A 17,970-nucleotide genomic window follows, 5' to 3' on the forward strand; every position below is an offset into this window, starting at 1 on the left:
GTATCTTATATTCCGGTAGATATCCTCTGCATAAATTATCAAATATGTTCAATGACTAACTTAATGACATTGCATTTTAATTGAGTGCTCTTTTTTTATTACATTGCTTGGCTTTTTATTTCTTCCAATCTACTTTGTATGATATTACCTTTTCTTCTCAATATTACTGATAAACCTACAAACACCACTAATATTGCTCCAAAAATAGCTGAACATTGTACAATTACTGAAGTATCAGTTCCTGATATGGCTTCCCTTAATGCTTTTACTGCATAAGTAAATGGCATATATGGATTTAATACTTTAAATAAATTTGGAACTACCTCAAGTGGGAATGTTCCTGCACAAGCTGTTAATTGTAGTATTAGTAAAACTATAGCTATCAGCCTTCCTGCATCTCCTAATGTACTTATAAAGAACTGCATCATAGCTACAAATGTTAATGACATAAGTATATTAAAGAAGAAATACATAGGTAAATTTGAAGGATTTAATCCTAAACCTAAAACAACTAAACTTGCTAAAACAGCCTGGATTACTCCTACAACACCATAAATTACAAACTTTCCTAAAACTACAGATGTTGAACTTACATCTTTGCCTTCTCTCTCTTCCTTAGACTTAGGTGATATTACAAAGAACATCATAAGAGCTCCAACCCATAATGATAATGGGATAAAGTAAGGTGCAAATCCTGTTCCATAATTTTTAACTTCATCTATAATCTTATTATCCATAACTACTGGCTCTGAAATAAATGTTCCCATTTCTTCTGGAGTATTAACTAAGTTATCATCTAGCTTATCAGCGCCATCTTTTAAACTTGTTGAAAGTTCATTAGAACCATCTGAAAGCTTAAGCACTCCATCTTTTAACTCTGGAATATTTCCTTGAAGTTGTCCAAGTCCATTTGTTAACTGTGAAGAACCTTCATATAACTGCTTAACTCCACCTGTTAAGGTTGGAACACTATTTATTAGTTCTTTTGCTTTATTAACATTTCCAGAAGTTAAAGCATTGTTAGCCTTGTTTAATAACTCTTGATTATTTTTTACATCATTTTGAACTGTCTTTATCATAGCTACATATTTAGGACTATCGTTGAGTAGACTAGTCATTTTGTCTGTATTCAAGCCATTTAATAATGGTTTTGCAGTGTTTAAATCATTTTGAATTGACTGCAATTGTGGTATTAAAGCTTGAACATCTTTATTGCTCATAGTTTTTGATAATCCGTTAGCTAAAGTAGTAAGTTCATTTATAGTTTGCTCATTATTATTTAAATCAACTTTTAGTTTATTAACTGTTGCCATAACTCCTTGTAAGTTCTTCATATTCTCTGGAGTTATTAGCTTATCTATAGAATTTAATAATGGTTTTTCATTATTTATTAACGCCATAGTACTATCATAATTTGTAAGTAAACTCTTTAATGCCTCAACACTCTGTGGGTTTGCTTGCATTAAAGCTAGTCTTCCATTTATAACTTTTGAATATTTAGCTACATCTGTATTTAGTTTATCAAAAGTTGGTTTATAACCTTTTAACGCTTCAGTTAACTGATTCATGTTATTGATATATGTTAATACTAAACCAGTTTCTTGAGGAGTTAATTCAACATTTTTTCCACTTTGAGCTGCGGTTTTCATTTTTAAAACTACAGCACCAAAACCTTGTTGGAATTGTTGTTGTTTTGCTTGCGCATCTGGATCAGTTGGAGATAAACTCTCATAAAGTTTGTTTATACCTTGAAGTTTTGTATTTACATCTCCAAGTGTATTAACTATTGAAGATGGGTCATTAAGTATTCCTAGAAGCATTTGAGTATCCTCTTTGCTTATAAGTTTACTAGCTTCACTTAAAGTATTTACTGATGCTATAGCCTGCTTTAAATTCACTATTTGAGCTTGCAAATCTTGATTTAATAGTTCCTTTGGAACTTGGCTTTCTAAAGCTGCTATCTGCGCTTTTAGAACATTCGCATCATCAACTAGAACATTTAACCCTTGCATTTTTTGTTGTAAAGATATTATACCTTGAGGATTGCTTGGATTAAGTTGCTCAGCTAAGTTTTGTATAGAAGGCTCTGACATTATTAAATTTAATCCCTTTGAGCTACCTAAAGATTGTATGTCAGTATAGCTTTTTTCTATAAGAGTAACTGTTTCAGGATTAATTTTATCTAAATCAGATAAATCCATGTTTTGAAACTTATTAGCTACACTTATAGCTCCTTTTAACTTAGCTACAGTATCATCATTTAAATATCTAGATACCTTTACAAGTTCTGCTGGATTTATTGTTGAAACTTTAGAGTTAAGCACCCCTATTCCGTCATTTAACTGTTTAGATCCGTCATAAAGTTTACCAACACCATCCTCTAATGTTGGTATGTTCTCTTTTAATGTACTCATTCCATCAGCTATTTGTTTACTTCCATCAGCCGCTTTATTCATGCCGTCTTTTACTGTATCAAACTGTTCAAAAGTAACTTTGGCATATTCTTTTGATATGGTTTGAGTAATTTGTTCTTTAAGTTTATCTTCTACCTTTCCTCCTATTTGTGATGCCAAGAAGTTTTTCTTGTTATTAGAAGTGTAGATAATATCAGCTTTTACAGGAGTATCAGCTTTTGCACTGGTGACATTCTCTGAAAAGTTTTCAGGAATTACAAACATTGAGTAATATTTGTCTCCATTTACACCATCAACTGCATCCTCATAACCTACAAATCTCCACCCCATATCCTTATTATCTTTTAGCTCATCACAAACATTTTGTCCGTAGTTTACTTCATCTCCGTCCATTGTTGCACCTTTGTCAAGATTAACAATCGCAACAGGAAGCTTATCCATTCTTGAATAAGGGTCCCAAAAGGCAGCTAAGTAAAGTAAGCTATAGAGTAATGGTACGATTACTATTCCCGCTACTGCAAATCTCAAGAATCTGTTTTTATATATTGATGATAGATCCTCTTTAACTATTTTTAAGAAATTCATAACTTCACCTCTTACTGCTTTTTTATACTGACTAGTCAGTTATATTTTGCATCTAAACTTTTTTCTTGTAAAGTATAATTTCTTTTATTTTTAGTTTAAGTAATCGTATATTTTCTGTATTTAATCTATCTTTCTTTAATTTTCTTTGATTATCTTTACTTACTAAAACAAAAAACACATAAAGCTACTGATAACTTTCAGCAAGCTTTATGTGTAAAATTTAATACTCATATTTTTATCTTTTTTCTAATCCTTTAAGATTGTATAATACAAGATTATCTACAATCTCATCTAAATTAATATGATCTATATTTATAACTTCATATACAGCAACAGATAATAGACTCCCAAAAAAAGCATAGGCCATGAAATTGGCATTTCCTTCTCTTATATATCCCATCTTAATTGCATCTTTTATATAGAGTTCTATCCTGTCTACATATTTTCTTAATTGTTGTCTAAGTTCTAGTTGTCTTATTTCCTGTCCCCATAGTTGACTTAATAAAACCTTAAAAAAGTCTTTATTCTCATATAGCGCTGCTAATTGAGCTCTGCAAATATTTTTAAGATTCTCTATAGGATTTTCATTTTTATCAACATAGTTAACCTTATCTGCTAATATTCCTAAACCTTCGTTTATAATAAATCTAAAGATTTCCTCTTTACTTTTAAAATGATAATATAAGGTTCCCTTTGCTACCCCTGCCTCTAAAGCTATTTCATCCATGGTAGCACCATTATATCCGCTTTTAGAAAAAATTTTAATAGCCGCATCAAAGATCGACTTTTTTGTTTTATTCATTCCGCATCCTCTCCATATGTTTTGTCTTATATCTAGCTACGGCACCACAAAATAGTAAGTAAAATTGGTACAACCCTAGATAGTTCAACTTGATAACTAGTCAGTATATTTAAACATATAAGTATATTAATTATATCACTTTAAATTATGAATAACTATTAAATTCTCACAGAGTAAGTCTTTGAAAACTAAATCAAAGATTTAGACCCTATCTTTTATTATACATGATTATTATTGAGTATTAATATTTTATATATATTATGTTAAAATTAAGTCTATAATATTTAAAAAGTGAGGGCAAATTATGATAAAAGTATATAATAGAGAAACTAAAGAATATGAAGAAGAAAAGGTGGCTGGTAGAAAATACATCGAATGGTCTTACTCTTCTCCTGTAGGGAAAAATATAACTGAGCTTTTGATAAAGAAAAAGCTATTTTCTAAAATATATGGCTCTTACTGTGATACAAGAGGAAGTATAAAAAAGATAAACTCGTTTATAAATGATTTTGATATAGATATGACTAAAAGCAGAAAAAAAACATCTGATTTTAATAGTTTTAATGACTTTTTTATCAGAGAATTAACCGAGGAAGCTAGACCTATCGATAAAAACCCTAATATATTGGTATCTCCTGGCGATGGAAGATTAAGTGCTTTTGAAAACATAGATATGCATAAATTAGTTCAAATTAAAGGATTAACATATTCTTTAAAAGAACTTCTTCAAGATGATGAAGTAGCTAAAGAATATGACGGTGGGGTATGTTTAATATTAAGATTATGCCCTACTGATTATCATAGATTTCATTTTGTAGATAATGGTGTATGCGGTGAAAGTAGATTTATTAATGGAGGCTATTACTCAGTAAATCCTATAGCCCTAGAGAGAATACCTAAACTTTTCTGTCAAAACAAAAGAGAATGGAGTATATTTAAATCTGAAAACTTTGATAACATCATACATGTAGAAGTAGGTGCTACCTGTGTTGGAACAATAATTCAAACCTATAAACCTGGTTCTCAAGTAAAAAAAGGAGATGAAAAAGGTTACTTTAAATTTGGAGGTTCTACCACAATTTTATTCTTTAAAAAGGATACCTTAAAAATAGATGGAGATATCCTAGCTCAAACTGCTTTAGGATATGAAACTAAGGTACTAATGGGCGAAACAATAGGTAAAAAAATATAGAAATTAAGCAGTACTCCCACTGAGTACTGCTTAAATCTTTTCTCCACAATATGGACAAAACTCATAATCTTCATTAAGTTCTTTATGACAGTTATTGCAATAAGTTTTTATTACGCCTCTTTTTAGAACTTTCAAATCCCAATAATTGATCTCTTCTATGCCTTTTTCTACATTTTTACCCTTATCTTTATTAAGTTCATATGTAGTTCCACATTTACTACAGAATATAAAATACTCTTCTCCCCACTTAATTAAAGGTAAAAAGAAAAAGTGAAATAAAGAATACTCTTTGTATAACTTTAAAGTTCCATCCTTACACTCTTTGCATGAAACATCTTTAATTTCTTTTATCTCTTTATGCCTTCTATCTATTCCAAAGATCCCTATAAAAAACATGCTAATCCCACCTTCTATATATTAACTCTATTATAAGTGTACTAGCTCTCCTTTTACAACCGCTTCCAAAGACTTTTTAAACTTCTCTCTATTTCCATCAAATATTACTATATTAATATCCATCTCTTTAGCTCTTGAAAACATGGAGGTCTTTAATGGCTCCTTTGTAGCAACAAGAATCTTTTTTATATTATCTCCTCCAACTTTTTCACTATATACATTAAGCTCATTTAGGGCTACATCATCGTATTTAGCACTATCTTTACAGGATATACATATAAGCGTTGAATCTTTAATTGCCATAACATCTATTTCATTTTTAATTCTTGCCCTTTCATCATTCCATAAAAAAACCACACCGCTTTTTACTTCATCTATTTGTTTAATTTCAGATATTACATCTTTCACATATGCCTCTAACCAGCTTCCACTCTTAAATATAAAACTTCTTATATAATCATTTTTAAACTCTACAGTTATATTTTCTGATTTTTCACTATAACTAAGCTGCTCATATTCTCTTAAGAACTTAAGAGTAGAAGTGCATATACTTTTTTCTTCATTAGTCAGAAACTCTAAATTAATTCTCATAATTCTAGAATCTATCTCATCTACCATAAAAATTCTTTTATCGTAAAGCCTATATTTTAAACTTTCCCATTTATCTAAATTATTAGCTATGGTGTGACTTATTTTTCTAATAACTTCACTATTATCAATATCCGTAGACTCTACTAATATGCTTCCTCCAAAGCTTTCTATTATCTCATCTATATCTAAATCCATATCACTGTGTTTATTCATAAATATCTGACCATTTATAACTTCTAGCACCCTACCCTTTTCTATATCAAGGCAAATACCTTCAAGATTATAAACCTCACATATATGCATTAGTATAATATTCAATATTTTGTCTGAAGCGCTTAAATTTACGATACATTTCTTTTTTAAGTATTTCTCTAATTCCCCTATGATCTCTTTTAAATTAATATTTTTAATTATTATGCTATTAAAAATAATCTTCGGAAACTTTTCCTTATAAAACTCTTTTAAAGCCTCTAATCTATTTATACTTTTTTCTTCATTTTCACAAATATATATAACTTCTTTAGGTTTTATTTTTTCAGATAATAAAATACTTTCTTGATTATGGTCATCTAAAGAACTAATAAAAAAATCATAATTCATATTATTTTTACCTTTCTAGTTTTTTATTAGTTTATCCAAATAATGAAGCAAATATTTCATAAACTTGACTAGTCAATCGCCTGACCGATTGACTGCTTAACAGGTTGACCGGTCAACTAGTCATCCGGTCATCCGTTCATTTAATTTTGGTACCAATCTAAAAGCTTAATAATATTTTATAATTAAATAACTTAAAGGAGTTTAAAGAAATGAACTTAGATAGAAATAAAAAGGCATCTCCAATATATTATCAAATAAAAGAATATATAAAAGAAAAAATTGAGAATGGAGAATATAAAGTGGGCGATTTTCTTCCTTCAGAAATAAATTTTAAAAATGAATTTAATGTAAGTAGAGCTACTGTTACAAAAGCATTGGATGAATTACTCAAAGAGGGATATATTTCTAGAGAAAGAGGGAGGGGAACTATGGTTATTAATAGTATTCCTCAAACTACTTTTAGAAATGTTTTAGTTCAATCAGAAAATTTTCTAATTAAAAGCTTAGATGATTATGATAAAGATGTACATCTACTTTCTGTTGATAAGTCTAGTGATTATGCAGAAATATTAAAATTAAATCCAAGTGTTGAGCTAATTTCCATTGAGATTGAAGTATCTTATGATAATGAAAAAATTGGATTCTTTCAATCTTTAATATCTAAAAGTTTGAATTTACCTAAAAATAAATATGAGATTGGCTTAGACTTATGTGATACTTTAGAAAAATATAATGACATTAATATAATAAAGAAAAAAGATTCGATTGAACTTGTTGGATGCCCTAAATATCTATGTGATATGTTCTCTGTTAAAGAAACTTATTATTTCGTAAAGACTAGGAGAATTTATTATGATGATAAAGATAACATAGTTTCATACACTATTTCTTATATTAAACCTCTTCATTATAAATACTTTATAGAGCTATTGCGCTAATCATATCACAAAGCTAATGCTACAATATTTTATAATTTTAAAATATTGTAGCATTTACAACTTAGAATCTTCCTTCTTCAATAAGAAGTATCCAAAGCTTTAAAGAGCTTCCATAATAACTATTGTCGTCATCCTCTTTAAGTTTATTTATAAGCTCTTTACTTAATGAAGATTTAGGTTTTATAAGTGCAGAGGAAGTGTATGAAGCTAAATAAGTAGTATTTATATAGCTTTGTAGCCCTTCTCCTCTTGTGCTGTATCCCGCTACTAGGTTATTTGCACCTATTTTATTTAAAAAGCATTCTTGTTTTAATAATATATTTTTTGCTCTTGAATCCTCGCTTTTCTTGTAAAAGCTTAACAATCTTATAGGAACTCTTACTGAATCGTAACCTACTATATTGTCCTGATCATCTATACTCCCATCCTCTTTAATCCAATCTGGTAGAAAACCAGTATCTTTATCAGCATACTTTTCAAGTAAACTCATGTTTATTTCACTAACTTTTTTCCAATAATTTTTATCCTGACCCTCTATATTCTGAAAATCTAAATAATATAATGGTGCTATATATGAAGGATTAAGTTTTATATTATCTCTCCACTTATCTCCAGGCAGCAATATATATTCAGAAGATATGTCATATTTTTTTATGGAATTTATCATCTCACTGGCTGCTTTAGAATAATCAGCATTTTTCCACTTTTTAGCTGCAAGATGTAGGGCATAAGCTATGTCTTCATCTGCATCTGATGCTGAACCTTCTCCTATTACTTTTCCACTTTCATCTATCTGCCAGTTCATAAGTCCATATTCATCTAAATAATTCTTAGTAAAGTTCCAAAGTTTATCAAACTCCACCGAATCATTTAATGCTACTGCAAATAACATACCATAGCCCATTCCTTCACTCACTGTTATGTTATTTCTTTGTGGATCTATTACCCTACTTTTATTTGAATCTACATCTACTACAAAGTTTTGTTTCCATTTTTCATAATAGTCTTTACTATACATATCTTTATCTTCACTAATATTACTATTTACAAATTTAAATATAAGTAAGGCCGTTAAAATAATTGTAATAAATATTCCTATAAACTTATATGTTATTTTCATAAAAACTTTAACACCTACTCTTTTCCTAGTTTATTTATCATAAAACTTAAAGAAGTCTTCTGTTAAGTCTTGAGGATAAAAAGATACAAACACAAAATCAGTTTTAACACTATCTATATATTTGGGAATACTTCCTGTATAATATCTTGGATCTACCATATAAATATCTGAACACACTGTTGATAAAAAGGCTACTAGGGCTACTGTATAGGAGTCCTTCACAAACAATATCTTAGGTCCATTAGGCACTTTTTTATTTACTACATGAACTATCCCTTGATTACCAAATAGGTATGAAGAATACTTATCTCCTTCTAAAGCATATACTCCCTTACTTGTTCTAAATGGAGATATGGTTATAAGTGCTTCCTCAAATCTTCCCTTTAAATTAGTTTCCTGTTCTCCTGTTTTTGAATAATATGTATACTCAGTATTGAATTTAGGATATATAAGGGTGAAATCATCTACCCCTGAATAAGGTATTCCTGTTTTTCTCCCCATTGAACCTACGTAAGAATCTTTATAAGTTATAAAATTATAGTTATCTTTATTAGTATAAAAATCAATGTCCTGTATGTTAGCTCCATAATTATTTTTTAAAGTATTAGCTAACTGTCCAAACTCCCAAAAAGCAGTTTCTGTTTTCCAATGATGGTCAGTTTTAAAAAATAAGTCCTTAGGTTCAATGCCACTTTCAGCTAAATTTTCTCTTAAATCTATGGTTTCTATATTATTTTGCTTTAATAAATCAAGAAATGAATCTGCAGTTTCATTTGCATAATTATATGGAATTCCATAAGGTAAACTTGTATAACCTTTATAATATTTATCTGGTGGCATTATGTATGCAAATTTTACACTTTCATCTTTTAATCCATTTTTAAGTGCCTCAGTCCTTTTAACTAATTCATATACAGGATTAGCTTTATCACCGAAAAAGGTGTAATGAAGAGTCCCATTATCATCTTTAACAACCTCAAAATTTGATTCTTCATTTTTATCCATTAGTTTTTGTAGATATCCATAAAAATCAATAAAAGCATACTTCCCATAGGTATTATCTTTAATTGATGCGTCTATGTTTTTTATACTATTACTTATGGAAATATCCTTTTGAGCTTCTACTGTATCAATTATAGGCTTATAATTATTTATTAGATTTGTTATCGATAATCCAAAGATTATTAAAACAATCAAAATAGAAGTTATAAGCTTTTTGAAAAAAAATCTCTCCATACTATCCCCCCTTTAAAATTTAAAGTATATGAAAGGATTGTAGCTGCCCTTTACAATATAAGACATACATATTAAGAAGATACCAACTATAGCAAGTGGATATAATCCCTCTAAAATATTATGTCCCAAAGACTTATCTACAATAAATTTATTAACTTTTCTTGCTATTGGAGTAGAGAAAATTATTGCCGCTATTAGAAATACTAAATTTTCTTTTATAAACATGTATGTGTATGGACTCCAGAATCCCCCTTGTGTAAAGCCAAACATTGAAGATATGTATTTTCCTGCTTCTAAAAGATCAGACGATCTAAATATTACCCACCCCAGATTTATTATAAATAATGCATATATTCTCTTATATTTTGCAGCTATATCAATTTGATTAAAGGATATTAACCTTTCAAAGGCTATGAATACAAAATTTAAAAACCCCCATACTACAAAAGTCCACTCTGCTCCATGCCATATTCCTGTTGAAACCCATACTATTAATAGGTTTCTTATAAGTTTATCTTTGTTTTTAACTCTAGATCCACCTAGAGGAAAATATAGATAATCCTTAAACCAAAGGCTTAAAGATATATGCCACCTTCTCCAAAATTCAGTAATAGATTTCGATATGTAGGGATAATTAAAATTCTCTTCAAACTTAAATCCAAACATTAGCCCTATTCCTATAGCCATGTCAGAGTATCCAGAGAAGTCAAAATATATTTGAAAAGTATATGCTATAGAACCAAGCCAAGCTAAAGTTACTGCAATGTCAGAATTTAAGTTCATTTGAAAAACTCTATCTACAATCACTGCCATACTATTAGATATTAAAATCTTTTTTCCCATACCAATTACAAATCTACAAGTTCCTACTGAAAACTTCTGCCAAGTAAACTTTCTATTTTTGATTTGCTCTACTATATGTCCATAGCGTGAAATAGGCCCAGCTAAAAGTTGTGGAAATAATGCTATATATAATCCTACATATAGGGGATTCTTTTCAGCCGTAGTTTTTTCTCTATACAAGTCTACTAGATAAGACACTGCTTTAAAGGTGAAAAATGAAATTCCTATAGGTAAGGCTATTTTAGGCATAGGAATTTGATATCCTTGTAGCTGATTTATGTTTTTTATAAAAAAATTTAAGTATTTAAAAATAAATAGTGACCCTAAATTACCTACACAACCTAATATTAAAAAATATTTACTATACGATTTATTTTTAAAGCCTACTATCAGATGCCCAACTACATAGTTAAAAAATATTGAAGCTATCATCAGAATTACATAATAGGGCTCTCCCCAAGCATAAAACCCTAGGCTTAAGAATAGTAGTATATAATTCTGTAAGCCTTTAGAAAAAAAAGCTCCATAATATAATATTAAAGCTACTGGTAAAAAATATAATATAAATATAACACTTGAAAACAGCATTTTATTACCTCTCAATCAAACAACACTTTATCTAATATTCTTTTTTCTACTCCAAAAAATATATAATCCAGAGAATATTAAAACAAAGACTATACATATTCCTCTAATGAAATCTATAAATCTTTGGGACATAATTAAGGGATAAATTCCTCCCATAAGATTTTTAACTTCTTCAAGTCCTGGAATACTCTTGCTAGTTCCATCTATCTCTTTTGCACCTAGAGTCCATGATTTATATAATTGAATTTCTTTTTTAACCATTAAGTATTCATATTTTGCCTCTATTTTTATCTTTTCTACATTTACTGAAGTATTTAAAGTTAATTTTCCAGACTTATCTATAGAAACTCCCTCATAATCCTCAGCTAAACTATAGATCACATTAGCTTCATTTAGTGAGGTTTTATATATGGATATAGCTTCCCCTTGAACAGGTATTTGTACTCTATCGTCGCCTTCTATTTTAAAATTCAAATCCCCATATTTAATAAATGGATCATCTTTAGGTATAAGTGCAAAGTTACTTAGGTGTATATCTTTTTCTTTATTTTCCTCTGTTGTTATGCTTATTCCCCACGAACTTATATTGGAAAATAAGTGTTGATTATTATCACCTGCTTTACTATTTAAACTCGTAAAAGGTACATAAACTACTCCCTTAAATCCAGAGGGTATATTTATAGTCCCATAAGCAGGTGACAATTTCTCAAAACCCTGATTGTTCTCCTTTTTTATCAAAATAGATTTATCTTCATTAACTGAGAGGAAGGTTCCATCAGTTTTTACAACAGAAAAGTTAAACTTTAATTCTTCTTGAGAATTATTTTGAACATTAAATGATATCATACCAAAGTTACTCCAATTATACTTTCCTTTGCTATATAAGTTTGAAGTATAATATCCTTCCTCTAAACCTATAGAATTAACTTTTATATCTAAGCTATTATTAGCTTTATCAAAATCATAATTTAATTTAGCTTTATCCCCTTCTAAATAAATATTTTCTGGAGATATTTTCTGATAATTATTTGCTTCCTCAGCTAAAGCTACGCTATTATTACCTATTACTAAAAATACAAGAGAAAAAAGTATAAATATTTTATAAAAATTGCATTTCATTAAATTCATCAAAGGATTCCTCTCTTCTAACTACAGAGCTTTCTGATAAACTTTCATTGTATTCTCTGATCCAGTCATTTAATATATTTCTTATCTCTTTATCGTCAGCTATTTCTTTGTAATTTTTAATTTTATAAAGGTAGATGTTTTTATCTTGAACTTTCTCTAAAAAACCTATTATTTCCCTATTTTCTTTTATTCTTAAAGTAATTTGATCTTTTAGTATTGATTCACTAATGCCTTCTAAAGCCATATACTCATAATTAAAGGATTTAAGTTTAACATCTCCACACTCTTTTGAAGCTATTATTTTATCTAAATCCACTCTTGGTAATTTTCTCTTAAACAGAAATAATTTTTTATTTCTTGTAAGAATATTTACTCTTATATCATCAAATATACTGCTGTTTTCATCTAAATTATTAGGGAGAGTTGGAACTCTATCATAGGTTATGTATAGTAATTGTTTGAAATTATCTTTATCTATATCTGTTATTTCAAATGCATACTTCCACTCTTTTTCACCCTTTGCTATATGTACAACTTTCCCACTAAATTCAGATAAATATCTATCTGTAAATAACTTAATTTTTATTACTTCGTCATAGGGTATGTACTCTGGAAACTCAAATCTAACTGCTAATCCACCTTCTGATACATCTATGGTTTTACAGTTTAATTCTTTATTGTTATAGGTTATTTTACATGGAACCTCAGCTAAAACTCTCTCAGTTTTTCTAAAGGATTTTCTTCCTACCATAAAAAATATAGCCATTAAAATGTTATAAAAATTAACTATAAGCCAAAATAAAACTACACTATAAGTAGCAGATCCTGCCTCAAAAATCATTCTTATACAATTAAAGATTCCTATTATAGAAAGTACTGCAAATGCTATATGTGGTATAGCTTTTTTTAATCTATATACTCTGTCATCTACTTTAGCGTTGTCTTTCCTTGTAACTAAAAAACTGTTTTGTGATATTCCAAAGGTTTCTAATATAACTGGTACTACAAGAGATGGAAATAAAATAGTTTCATATATGTTAGTCCATTTGGTAGTTCTAATATTTCTAGATAAACTCCTTAGCTCTTTATTACTTAAATAATACATAGGAAGCCAAAATATCAACACTTCTGTCAGGTTACAATCAACAACTATTATCCCGAATACAGCAAATAATATTGGAGCCATTATATATGCAACTCTTTTAAGACCTGAATACCAATAAGAAATAGAGGATATATAACTAACCTTTTGACTAAAATTAAGTCCCTTTCTAAATAATATATTTAGTCTTCTTCCTGTCTGGATACATCCTCTTGCCCATCTTTGACGTTGTTTAACAAGACTCATTAAATCAGAGGGCGCTAAACCAGACGCGTGAACTTCTCCTACTGCAAAACACTGATATCCTTTGCTTTGTATTATCAAACCTGTAGCAAAATCTTCAGTTATTGCCTTAGTATAATATCCTCCAGCATCTTCAAGCGCTTTTCTAGATATTACTGTATTTGTTCCTCCATATATTATAGAGTTATTTTTATTTTTAGAAATCTGTACATCTCTATAGAAATAATCTTGTTCATTAGGAATTCTTCCTTCTGAAAAAAGATAATACTGAAATAAATCCGTATTATAAAAGCTTTGAGGAGTCTGTACAAATCCAACTTTTTCATTACCTAGGAAATATGGAACTGTTGCCATTAAGAAATCATGCATAGGAATCATATCTGCATCAAAGTTTGCTATTAATGGTGAGTTTGACTTCTCAAGAGCGTTGTTAAGATTCCCTGCCTTTGCTCCTTTTCTTTCTGTTCGAGTTAAGTATCCTATTCCCATTTCATAAGCTAACTTTTTCATTGATTCACGATTTCCATCATCACATAAATATATATGTATCTTCTTCTTATCTGGATAATCCATATTCTTGCATCCATTTATAGTTTTAAAAAGTAATTCTTCTGGTTCATTATATGTTGTTATAAAAACATCTACATGAGGAAAAAGACTTTCATCATCTATCTGTGGTTTTTCTGGATGTTTTATATCGTACATATTGTAATAGTGTACTGCTGCTTCTAACATTCCCACTATCTCAACTATTAATAGAATAATAGCTGAAACTAAAGATATTATTCCAGCCTTAGTAGGTATAGTAAAAAAAATTCTCCATATTAAATAAATTATATTCATTACTACAGTCGCTATTATTAATGAATAATTCCTTACTCTTTTATAATTCATACTCACCATACCTTTCTAATATTTAAAATTAATTAATAATTATTATATATTATATTTAATACAATTAAAACCAAATTCCGACAATATTTCTCAAAATTTTTACTATTTATAAATATGCCTTGTATTTATATTATTGTTTTATATTTATTTTTTATTAAATAATTATATATAAACAAAAAAGGTCAGATTTCTTATTATTGAAATCTGACCTTAATATATAGTGCTCTTATATTTCTCTAGTTTCTTTTTTTAACCAAGATTTATGTCCTTCATCTAAATAAGGAGATAATCTTTTATATACCATTTTATGATAGTCATTTAACCATTGCTTTTCCTTATCTGTGAGCATATCTTTATCTATTCCATCTAAGTCTATAGGGCAGTAAGTAATAGCTTCAAAGCTCATAAATTGCCCAAATTCTGTTTTTTCTTCTTCTACTACGAGCATTATATTTTCAGTTCTAACACCGTGTTTTCCTTCTTTGTATATGCCAGGCTCATTAGTAATAACCATTCCTTTTTCTAACTTAACGCTGTTAGGTTCTTTTCTGAAACCTTGTGGTCCTTCATGGACATTTAAGAAAAATCCTACTCCATGACCAGTTCCACATTTATAATCTAATCCATATTCCCAAATAGGTTGTCTTGCAAGTACATCTAAACTAGATCCTGTTGCTCCCTCCAAAAACTTAACTGAACTTAAGGCAATATGTCCTTTTAATACTAAGGTGAAATCTCTTTTTTCTTCTTCAGTAAGCTTTCCTAATACTATAGTTCTTGTAGTATCTGTTGTTCCGTTAAAATATTGTCCACCTGAATCTACTAAGAAAAATCCTTCATCTTTAAGAGTATATTGAGTTTCTTTAGTTGCCTTATAATGCATCATAGCAGCATGATCTTTATATCCTGCTATTGTATCAAAACTAGGTTCAACAAATAAATCTTGTTGTCTTCTAAAAGCTTCTAACATTTCTTGTGCTGAAATTTCAGTAATCTTTTCACTAGAAACAGATTCTTTAAGCCATTTTATAAACTTCACCATAGCTAATCCATCACTTACTTGGCAGTTTCTTAAATTTTCTATTTCAACTTCATTTTTAATAGCTTTTAAAGCTGTAGTTATATTAGGTTCTTCAAGTTTAGCTGCATCGGAATTAATAGAATTATACATACTAATACTTGTTTTATTTGCATCAAAAATAACTGAATCATCAATAGTTAACTGATTTAAAATTTGATGTATCTCATTATATCCTTTAATTTCTATTACATCATTCTCTAACTCTAACCTTATATCATGAGTAACTTTTGAAGCATCAACAAACAAATAGCACTTATCCTCACCCACTAATACATTGGAAATTACAACAGGATTATTTGGAACATCATTTCCTCTAATATTAAGTAGCCATGCAATATCATCTAAAGAGGTTAATAAATAATAATTTGCCCCCTTAGTATTAATGTTAGCTCTTACTTTATTTAATTTTTCTACTCTAGATTTTCCAGCATATTTAATTCCATGTAAAAAAACTAATTCCTTAGGTATTTCTGGTCTGTCTTCCCATATTTCATCAATTAAATCTTTTTCTATTTTTATATTTATGTTTTTAGATTTAAATGCTTTCTCCATTCCTTTAAATAAATCTACTGAAAAAACACTTCCATCAAATCCAACTGTACTACCTTCTTTAAGAGTGTTTTTTAGCCACTCTGTATATGAAGGAACCCCTAGATCTGCCATCTTAAAGAGTCTTATACCGGAACCTTCAAGTTGCTTTTCTGCTTGAATATAATATCTTCCATCTGTCCATACTCCAGCATCATCTAAAGTAATAACAACAGTACCAGCAGAGCCTGTAAACCCTGATATCCATTGTCTACCTTTCCAGTGATCTGCTACATATTCGCTTTGATGTGCATCAAAACTAGGAATTATATATGCATCTATTTTATTTTCTTTCATTAAACTTCTTAATTTTTCTATTCTTTTTTTAACATCCATATTTCTTACCTTCTCTTTCCTAAATCTCCTATTGTTTTAATGATATTATACATCAATTGATTCAAGAATTTTACTTTAAAAATATAAAAAATAAAAGCCTTGCTATTGCAAGGCTTTTATTGGTGCGGCGGAGAAGATTCGAACTCCCGGCCCTTTGGTCCGTAGCCAAATGCTCTATCCAGCTGAGCTACCACCGCAGATATAAAACACGTCAAGACTTATATTAACATAATCATTTTTAAAAAGTCAATAGTTACCTGTTAGTAAATATCAGAAAACTCTATTTCTAAAACTTCCACCTTATTGTTTGATGATATTTTCTTTCTGGTTTGACATTCTTGACAATATTCTCTTGGAAATTTTACTACAAATTCACAGCCATCTTTATGATTTATTATATCTATAGATCCTTTATGTGTTTTAACTAGATTATTAACTAAGTTAAGACCTATTCCACTACCTTCATATTCAGAAGTTAATAGCTTATTAACCTTATGGAACCTATTAAATACTAATTGTTTTTCTTGTTCAGGAATTCCTGGCCCTTGATCTCTTACCGATATACAAACACTATTTTTATCTATATCTAATGTTATAAGTATCTCAGAGGATTTAGGCGAAAACTTTATTGCATTTGATAATAAATTCATAACTATTCTATCTATTACCTCTGGATCTACCCCTATAATACACTCTTCCTCATTAGTATCAAATATTAATGATATATTTTTATCTTTTGCATACTTGTCCACTGAAGTTACTATGTTTTCAAGAAAACTGACTATATCTAGGTTTTCTTTATTGCATATGAAGTAATTATTTTCTAATTTTGTTACGTCAATTAAATTGTTTATAAGTTTTAACATCTTATAACAACTTTTTTTAATTGAGTTAGAATACTCATTCCACTTATTTTCATTATTATTTGTATAATATTCTTTATTTTTTAATAATTGCATTATACTTAATACCACATTTAGATGAGTTCTCAAATCATGAGAAATATTAAGTATAAATTCTTCTTTTAAATAATCTTTTTGTCTTAAGTCACTAATTTTAGCCTCATAATCATTTAAAATACTTTCAAATGCATTAAAATCGCTATATTTTAATTTCTCCTCCATTTTCAAAACCTCATCTTCACAAATCTTATATACCATATATATTATAATTTTAATTTACTTTTCCTCGCGTGTCTACTATATTATACCATTCATGCTTTTATTTGTAAATTTTTAACAAATAAAATTAATAACTTATTTTATTATAGTTATTAATTGAATATTTTCACCC

The 17,970-nt window shown here is 28.8% G+C and carries 13 protein-coding genes and 1 tRNA gene; 2 read left to right on the forward strand and 12 right to left on the reverse strand.

Features of this window, described 5'->3' with window-relative positions:
- Window positions 1-98 precede the first annotated feature (98 nt).
- Window positions 99-2,999 carry a YhgE/Pip domain-containing protein gene (locus L1S49_RS15965; RefSeq protein ID WP_238906292.1) on the reverse strand — a complete coding sequence of 967 codons (2,901 nt, stop codon included), beginning with the start codon at window positions 2,997-2,999 and terminating at the stop codon, window positions 99-101.
- Between the two features lie 235 nt (window positions 3,000-3,234).
- Window positions 3,235-3,801: a TetR/AcrR family transcriptional regulator gene (locus L1S49_RS15970; RefSeq protein WP_238906293.1), complete on the reverse strand. Its 567-nt coding sequence runs from the start codon at window positions 3,799-3,801 to the stop codon at window positions 3,235-3,237.
- 304 nt (window positions 3,802-4,105) lie between these two features.
- Here L1S49_RS15970 and L1S49_RS15975 point away from each other — a divergent pair, with 304 nt between their 5' ends.
- Entirely contained in the window at window positions 4,106-4,993 is an 888-nt protein-coding gene (locus tag L1S49_RS15975; RefSeq protein ID WP_238906295.1) for a phosphatidylserine decarboxylase, read from the forward strand.
- Between the two features lie 30 nt (window positions 4,994-5,023).
- Here L1S49_RS15975 and L1S49_RS15980 read toward each other — a convergent pair whose 3' ends face one another.
- Both L1S49_RS15980 and L1S49_RS15985 read right to left on the reverse strand, forming a co-directional pair.
- Entirely contained in the window at window positions 5,024-5,389 is a 366-nt protein-coding gene (locus L1S49_RS15980) for a zinc ribbon domain-containing protein (RefSeq protein ID WP_238906297.1), read from the reverse strand.
- 30 nt (window positions 5,390-5,419) lie between these two features.
- The gene (locus tag L1S49_RS15985; protein ID WP_238906308.1) at window positions 5,420-6,580 is read right to left on the reverse strand and encodes a DUF1887 family CARF protein; all 1,161 of its coding nucleotides are present in this window, start codon (window positions 6,578-6,580) and stop codon (window positions 5,420-5,422) included.
- A gap of 209 nt (window positions 6,581-6,789) precedes the next feature.
- Here L1S49_RS15985 and L1S49_RS15990 point away from each other — a divergent pair, with 209 nt between their 5' ends.
- Window positions 6,790-7,518, forward strand: coding sequence for a GntR family transcriptional regulator (locus tag L1S49_RS15990; RefSeq protein WP_238906310.1), 729 nt, complete (start codon window positions 6,790-6,792; stop codon window positions 7,516-7,518).
- A gap of 61 nt (window positions 7,519-7,579) precedes the next feature.
- Here the strand turns inward: L1S49_RS15990 and L1S49_RS15995 are convergent, their stop codons facing one another.
- From L1S49_RS15995 to L1S49_RS16030, 8 genes are all read right to left on the reverse strand, one after another.
- The gene (locus L1S49_RS15995) at window positions 7,580-8,638 is read right to left on the reverse strand and encodes a glycosyl hydrolase family 8 (protein ID WP_238906312.1); all 1,059 of its coding nucleotides are present in this window, start codon (window positions 8,636-8,638) and stop codon (window positions 7,580-7,582) included.
- A 30-nt stretch (window positions 8,639-8,668) separates the two neighbouring features.
- Window positions 8,669-9,874, reverse strand: coding sequence for a hypothetical protein (locus L1S49_RS16000; protein WP_238906314.1), 1,206 nt, complete (start codon window positions 9,872-9,874; stop codon window positions 8,669-8,671).
- 12 nt (window positions 9,875-9,886) lie between these two features.
- Window positions 9,887-11,305 (reverse strand): MBOAT family protein, encoded by a 1,419-nt coding sequence (locus L1S49_RS16005; protein WP_238906316.1) that lies wholly within the window; start codon window positions 11,303-11,305, stop codon window positions 9,887-9,889.
- Between the two features lie 27 nt (window positions 11,306-11,332).
- Window positions 11,333-12,433, reverse strand: a complete 1,101-nt coding sequence (locus L1S49_RS16010; protein ID WP_238906318.1) for a hypothetical protein — start codon at window positions 12,431-12,433, stop codon at window positions 11,333-11,335.
- Window positions 12,405-14,672: a glycosyltransferase gene (locus tag L1S49_RS16015; protein ID WP_238906319.1), complete on the reverse strand. Its 2,268-nt coding sequence runs from the start codon at window positions 14,670-14,672 to the stop codon at window positions 12,405-12,407. The genes L1S49_RS16010 and L1S49_RS16015 overlap by 29 nt, the downstream gene beginning before the upstream one ends.
- A gap of 226 nt (window positions 14,673-14,898) precedes the next feature.
- A complete protein-coding gene (locus L1S49_RS16020; protein WP_238906321.1) occupies window positions 14,899-16,677 on the reverse strand; it encodes an aminopeptidase P family protein in 1,779 nt (592 codons plus the stop codon).
- A 120-nt stretch (window positions 16,678-16,797) separates the two neighbouring features.
- Window positions 16,798-16,874 (reverse strand) — tRNA-Arg (locus tag L1S49_RS16025).
- Window positions 16,875-16,937: 63 nt separating this feature from the next.
- On the reverse strand, window positions 16,938-17,837 hold the full coding sequence (locus tag L1S49_RS16030) for a HAMP domain-containing sensor histidine kinase (RefSeq protein ID WP_238906323.1): 900 nt from the start codon (window positions 17,835-17,837) through the stop codon (window positions 16,938-16,940).
- Window positions 17,838-17,970: the final 133 nt, after the last annotated feature.

This window comes from Clostridium sp. YIM B02506, from assembly GCF_022324845.1.
Classification (GTDB): domain Bacteria; phylum Bacillota; class Clostridia; order Clostridiales; family Clostridiaceae; genus Clostridium_T; species Clostridium_T intestinale.